Genomic DNA, 7032 nt, shown 5'->3' on the forward strand with positions numbered 1-7032 from the left:
TCTTGATCGAAGTCCCAGTAAACGGCGGCCGTAACTATAACGGTCCTAAGGTAGCGAAATTCCTTGTCGGGTAAGTTCCGACCTGCACGAATGGCGTAACGATGGCCACACTGTCTCCTCCTGAGACTCAGCGAAGTTGAAATGTTTGTGATGATGCAATCTCCCCGCGGAAAGACGGAAAGACCCCATGAACCTTTACTGTAGCTTTGTATTGGACTTTGAACAGATCTGTGTAGGATAGGTGGGAGGCTTTGAAGCAGGGTCGCTAGATCTTGTGGAGCCAACGTTGAAATACCACCCTGGTGTGTTTGAGGTTCTAACCTAGGTCCATTATCTGGATCGGGGACAGTGCATGGTAGGCAGTTTGACTGGGGCGGTCTCCTCCCAAAGTGTAACGGAGGAGTTCGAAGGTACGCTAGGTACGGTCGGACATCGTGCTAATAGTGCAATGGCATAAGCGTGCTTAACTGCGAGACTGACAAGTCGAGCAGATGCGAAAGCAGGACATAGTGATCCGGTGGTTCTGTATGGAAGGGCCATCGCTCAACGGATAAAAGGTACTCTGGGGATAACAGGCTGATACCGCCCAAGAGTTCATATCGACGGCGGTGTTTGGCACCTCGATGTCGGCTCATCTCATCCTGGGGCTGTAGCCGGTCCCAAGGGTATGGCTGTTCGCCATTTAAAGAGGTACGTGAGCTGGGTTTAAAACGTCGTGAGACAGTTTGGTCCCTATCTTCCGTGGGCGCTGCAGATTTGAGGAAGCCTGCTCCTAGTACGAGAGGACCGGAGTGGACGCACCTCTGGTGTACCGGTTGTCACGCCAGTGGCATTGCCGGGTAGCTAAGTGCGGAAGAGATAACCGCTGAAAGCATCTAAGCGGGAAACTCGTTCCAAGATGAGATCTGCCGGGGCCTTGAGCCCCCTAAAGAGTCGTTCAAGACCAGGACGTTGATAGGTCAGGTGTGGAAGCGCAGTAATGCGTTAAGCTAACTGATACTAATTGCTCGTGCGGCTTGACCCTATAACTTTGATGAAAATCATCAGAGTCAAATGTCATCCGACTGAAAAGTCATGTTATGCCCGAAGGCTCAGCAATGAGTCCATCGTTGGCTGCAATCAAAATAGCTGATTCGAAGCTCTATGAATTCGTTCAGGTTGTGCGTGTGCGCAGCCCGAACAACAAGTTATGCCTGACGACCATAGCGAGGTGGTCCCACTCCTTCCCATCCCGAACAGGACAGTGAAACGCCTTTGCGCCGATGATAGTGCGGGTTCCCGTGTGAAAGTAGGTCATCGTCAGGCTCTTACCCAGCCCCCAAACCCCCTCGTGTCTTCGACACCTGGGGGTTTGGGCATTTATAAGTGTAAGGGTATGGTTTTCGGTTGAAGAGATTTTCAAGTCTCTTGCAAAACGACCAAAAACTGTGTCATAATACGAGGCTCAGCTGATCGCAGCTAAGCAAGCAGACGAAGGTGGTGAGAGCCGCTGGGTTTGCGAGGATCATTAAAAACATACAGCCGATAAGCGTGGGCGTTTGAAGGCGATTGCGAAAACGGGCTCGAAAGAGTCCAAGTCGCAAGACTTTAAACGCTCATGAGAATAGAAGTGAAGTTCACTTCAATTCCGTTTTTATGAGTAATTTCAAGATCGAACTAAAGAGTTTGATCCTGGCTCAGATTGAACGCTGGCGGCATGCTTTACACATGCAAGTCGAACGGTAACAGGCCGCAAGGTGCTGACGAGTGGCGAACGGGTGAGTAATGCATCGGAACGTGCCCAGTCGTGGGGGATAACGCAGCGAAAGCTGCGCTAATACCGCATACGATCTATGGATGAAAGCGGGGGACCGTAAGGCCTCGCGCGATTGGAGCGGCCGATGTCAGATTAGGTAGTTGGTGGGGTAAAGGCTCACCAAGCCGACGATCTGTAGCTGGTCTGAGAGGACGACCAGCCACACTGGGACTGAGACACGGCCCAGACTCCTACGGGAGGCAGCAGTGGGGAATTTTGGACAATGGGCGCAAGCCTGATCCAGCAATGCCGCGTGCAGGAAGAAGGCCTTCGGGTTGTAAACTGCTTTTGTACGGAACGAAAAGGCTCTGGTTAATACCTGGGGCACATGACGGTACCGTAAGAATAAGCACCGGCTAACTACGTGCCAGCAGCCGCGGTAATACGTAGGGTGCAAGCGTTAATCGGAATTACTGGGCGTAAAGCGTGCGCAGGCGGTTTTGTAAGACAGGCGTGAAATCCCCGGGCTCAACCTGGGAATTGCGCTTGTGACTGCAAGGCTGGAGTGCGGCAGAGGGGGATGGAATTCCGCGTGTAGCAGTGAAATGCGTAGATATGCGGAGGAACACCGATGGCGAAGGCAATCCCCTGGGCCTGCACTGACGCTCATGCACGAAAGCGTGGGGAGCAAACAGGATTAGATACCCTGGTAGTCCACGCCCTAAACGATGTCAACTGGTTGTTGGGTCTCTTCTGACTCAGTAACGAAGCTAACGCGTGAAGTTGACCGCCTGGGGAGTACGGCCGCAAGGTTGAAACTCAAAGGAATTGACGGGGACCCGCACAAGCGGTGGATGATGTGGTTTAATTCGATGCAACGCGAAAAACCTTACCCACCTTTGACATGTACGGAATTTGCCAGAGATGGCTTAGTGCTCGAAAGAGAGCCGTAACACAGGTGCTGCATGGCTGTCGTCAGCTCGTGTCGTGAGATGTTGGGTTAAGTCCCGCAACGAGCGCAACCCTTGTCATTAGTTGCTACGAAAGGGCACTCTAATGAGACTGCCGGTGACAAACCGGAGGAAGGTGGGGATGACGTCAAGTCCTCATGGCCCTTATAGGTGGGGCTACACACGTCATACAATGGCTGGTACAAAGGGTTGCCAACCCGCGAGGGGGAGCTAATCCCATAAAGCCAGTCGTAGTCCGGATCGCAGTCTGCAACTCGACTGCGTGAAGTCGGAATCGCTAGTAATCGTGGATCAGCATGTCACGGTGAATACGTTCCCGGGTCTTGTACACACCGCCCGTCACACCATGGGAGCGGGTCTCGCCAGAAGTAGTTAGCCTAACCGCAAGGAGGGCGATTACCACGGCGGGGTTCGTGACTGGGGTGAAGTCGTAACAAGGTAGCCGTATCGGAAGGTGCGGCTGGATCACCTCCTTTCTGGAAAAAGAGCAATCAAGCTCAAACGCTCACACTTATCGGTTGTTGGAAGGACGTCGCCAGCGATTCGGGCTTAGGCCTGGAGAGATCAAGCGACCGGCTTGGGTCTGTAGCTCAGTTGGTTAGAGCACCGTCTTGATAAGGCGGGGGTCGTTGGTTCGAGACCAACCAGACCCACCATCCCCTCCAATGAGCGCAAGTTATCCTGGGGGATTAGCTCAGCTGGGAGAGCACCTGCTTTGCAAGCAGGGGGTCGTCGGTTCGATCCCGTCATCCTCCACCAAAACAACGTTGCTCCGGTGACGTTCTTGTCTGATAAATCTACATCAAAGCATCTTGGCCAGTCTGGTTGAGGATGTTTTAATGTTGATTGATATCCATCGATTGACAGGCGATCGCAAGATCGCCACGGCTGTTCTTTAAAAATTCATAGAGTCGAATCAGCGTTGCTGATGGAAAGCACATATTCGTAAAGGTTTCATGTGCACCGTGCCATCAGCAACATTTTTTGATTGCGTCAACGAATATTCAATTTGATCGAAAGATGCGAATTGAAACGGCATAACGCGTCAGGTGAAAGACCTGACAGACATTTGCTTGATGTGATTTTGTATCTTGTTGGGTTGCGAGACCTGGTGAGATGTCAAAGTTATAGGGTCAAGTGAATAAGAGCACGTGGTGGATGCCTTGGCGATGATAGGCGACGAAGGACGTGATAGCCTGCGATAAGCTTCGGGGAGCTGGCAAATTAGCTTTGATCCGGAGATTTCCGAATGGGGAAACCCACCTAGCAGTAGGTATCGCATGATGAATACATAGTCATGCGAGGCGAACCGGGTGAACTGAAACATCTCAGTAGCTCGAGGAAAAGACATCAACCGAGATTCCGAAAGTAGTGGCGAGCGAAATCGGAAGAGCCTGTTAGTGATAGCACAAGACTTAACGGAACGCTTTGGAAAGGGCGGCCATAGCGGGTGATAGCCCCGTACGTGAAAAGACCTGTGTGGTACTGAGCTAACGACAAGTAGGGCGGGACACGAGAAATCCTGTCTGAATATGGGGGGACCATCCTCCAAGGCTAAATACTCATCATCGACCGATAGTGAACAAGTACCGTGAGGGAAAGGCGAAAAGAACCCCGGGAGGGGAGTGAAATAGATCCTGAAACCGCGTGCTTACAAAAAGTAGGAGCCTCGAAAGGGGTGACTGCGTACCTTTTGTATAATGGGTCAGCGACTTACATTCAGTGGCAAGGTTAACCGAATAGGGAAGCCGTAGAGAAATCGAGTCCGAATAGGGCGATTCAGTCGCTGGGTGTAGACCCGAAACCAAGTGATCTATCCATGGCCAGGATGAAGGTGCCGTAACAGGTACTGGAGGTCCGAACCGACTAGTGTTGCAAAACTAGCGGATGAGCTGTGGATAGGGGTGAAAGGCTAAACAAACTTGGAAATAGCTGGTTCTCTCCGAAAACTATTTAGGTAGTGCCTCAAGTATTACCGTCGGGGGTAGAGCACTGTTTTGGCTAGGGGGTCATGGCGACTTACCAAACCAAGGCAAACTCCGAATACCGATGAGTACAGCTTGGGAGACAGAGCACCGGGTGCTAACGTCCGGACTCAAGAGGGAAACAACCCAGACCGCCAGCTAAGGTCCCTAAAATTGGCTAAGTGGGAAACGAAGTGGGAAGGCTAAAACAGTCAGGATGTTGGCTTAGAAGCAGCCATCATTTAAAGAAAGCGTAATAGCTCACTGATCGAGTCGTCCTGCGCGGAAGATGTAACGGGGCTAAGCCAGTTACCGAAGCTGCGGATTTGCAATTTATTGCAAGTGGTAGGAGAGCGTTCTGTAAGCCTGTGAAGGTGTCTTGTAAAGGATGCTGGAGGTATCAGAAGTGCGAATGCTGACATGAGTAGCGTTAAAGGGGGTGAAAAGCCCCCTCGCCGTAAGCGCAAGGTTTCCTACGCAACGTTCATCGGCGTAGGGTGAGTCGGCCCCTAAGGCGAGGCAGAGATGCGTAGCTGATGGGAAACAGGTCAATATTCCTGTACCGATTACAAGTGCGATGTGGGGACGGATCTTAATAGGTTATCCGGCGGTTGGATGTGCCGGTTTAGACAGATGTAGGCGACACGTAGGCAAATCCGCGTGTCATATACCGAGGCTGTCGATCGAGCGAGCTTGCTCGCGAAGTAACTGAACGAGGTCCCAGGAAAAGCCACTAAGCTTCAGCTTGTAATTGACCGTACCGCAAACCGACACTGGTGCGCGAGATGAGTATTCTAAGGCGCTTGAGAGAACTCAGGAGAAGGAACTCGGCAAATTGACACCGTAACTTCGGAAGAAGGTGTGCCCTAGTAATGTGATGAGAACATCTGAGCATGAATGGGTTGCAAAAAATTGGTGGCTGCGACTGTTTATTAAAAACACAGCACTCTGCAAACACGAAAGTGGACGTATAGGGTGTGACGCCTGCCCGGTGCTGGAAGATTAATTGATGGGGTGCAAGCTCTTGATCGAAGTCCCAGTAAACGGCGGCCGTAACTATAACGGTCCTAAGGTAGCGAAATTCCTTGTCGGGTAAGTTCCGACCTGCACGAATGGCGTAACGATGGCCACACTGTCTCCTCCTGAGACTCAGCGAAGTTGAAATGTTTGTGATGATGCAATCTCCCCGCGGAAAGACGGAAAGACCCCATGAACCTTTACTGTAGCTTTGTATTGGACTTTGAACAGATCTGTGTAGGATAGGTGGGAGGCTTTGAAGCAGGGTCGCTAGATCTTGTGGAGCCAACGTTGAAATACCACCCTGGTGTGTTTGAGGTTCTAACCTAGGTCCATTATCTGGATCGGGGACAGTGCATGGTAGGCAGTTTGACTGGGGCGGTCTCCTCCCAAAGTGTAACGGAGGAGTTCGAAGGTACGCTAGGTACGGTCGGACATCGTGCTAATAGTGCAATGGCATAAGCGTGCTTAACTGCGAGACTGACAAGTCGAGCAGATGCGAAAGCAGGACATAGTGATCCGGTGGTTCTGTATGGAAGGGCCATCGCTCAACGGATAAAAGGTACTCTGGGGATAACAGGCTGATACCGCCCAAGAGTTCATATCGACGGCGGTGTTTGGCACCTCGATGTCGGCTCATCTCATCCTGGGGCTGTAGCCGGTCCCAAGGGTATGGCTGTTCGCCATTTAAAGAGGTACGTGAGCTGGGTTTAAAACGTCGTGAGACAGTTTGGTCCCTATCTTCCGTGGGCGCTGCAGATTTGAGGAAGCCTGCTCCTAGTACGAGAGGACCGGAGTGGACGCACCTCTGGTGTACCGGTTGTCACGCCAGTGGCATTGCCGGGTAGCTAAGTGCGGAAGAGATAACCGCTGAAAGCATCTAAGCGGGAAACTCGTTCCAAGATGAGATCTGCCGGGGCCTTGAGCCCCCTAAAGAGTCGTTCAAGACCAGGACGTTGATAGGTCAGGTGTGGAAGCGCAGTAATGCGTTAAGCTAACTGATACTAATTGCTCGTGCGGCTTGACCCTATAACTTTGATGAAAATCATCAGAGTCAAATGTCATCCGACTGAAAAGTCATGTTATGCCCGAAGGCTCAGCAATGAGTCCATCGTTGGCTGCAATCAAAATAGCTGATTCGAAGCTCTATGAATTCGTTCAGGTTGTGCGTGTGCGCAGCCCGAACAACAAGTTATGCCTGACGACCATAGCGAGGTGGTCCCACTCCTTCCCATCCCGAACAGGACAGTGAAACGCCTTTGCGCCGATGATAGTGCGGGTTCCCGTGTGAAAGTAGGTCATCGTCAGGCTCTTACCCAGCCCCCAAACCCCCTCGTGTCTTCGA

The 7032-nt window shown here is 51.7% G+C and carries 2 tRNA genes and 5 rRNA genes (1 of these 7 cut by a window edge); all 7 read left to right on the forward strand.

Annotated elements, in window-relative coordinates:
- Positions 1–1024, forward strand: a 23S ribosomal RNA gene (locus ACFJI0_RS26755); it begins 1855 nt to the left of the window's first position.
- Between the two features lie 168 nt (positions 1025–1192).
- Positions 1193–1305, forward strand: a 5S ribosomal RNA gene (gene rrf / locus ACFJI0_RS26760).
- A 348-nt stretch (positions 1306–1653) separates the two neighbouring features.
- Positions 1654–3182 (forward strand): 16S ribosomal RNA (locus ACFJI0_RS26765).
- 103 nt (positions 3183–3285) lie between these two features.
- Positions 3286–3362, forward strand: a tRNA-Ile gene (locus ACFJI0_RS26770).
- A 27-nt stretch (positions 3363–3389) separates the two neighbouring features.
- Positions 3390–3465: transfer RNA gene (locus tag ACFJI0_RS26775), tRNA-Ala, on the forward strand.
- Positions 3466–3837: 372 nt separating this feature from the next.
- A 23S ribosomal RNA gene (locus tag ACFJI0_RS26780) occupies positions 3838–6716 on the forward strand.
- A gap of 168 nt (positions 6717–6884) precedes the next feature.
- Positions 6885–6997, forward strand: a 5S ribosomal RNA gene (rrf, locus tag ACFJI0_RS26785).
- The 16S, 23S and 5S rRNA genes sit together here with 2 tRNA genes alongside, the layout of an rRNA operon.
- Positions 6998–7032 lie beyond the last annotated feature (35 nt).

This window comes from Hydrogenophaga sp. UC242_53, from assembly GCF_042696965.1.
GTDB lineage: Bacteria > Pseudomonadota > Gammaproteobacteria > Burkholderiales > Burkholderiaceae_C > Hydrogenophaga.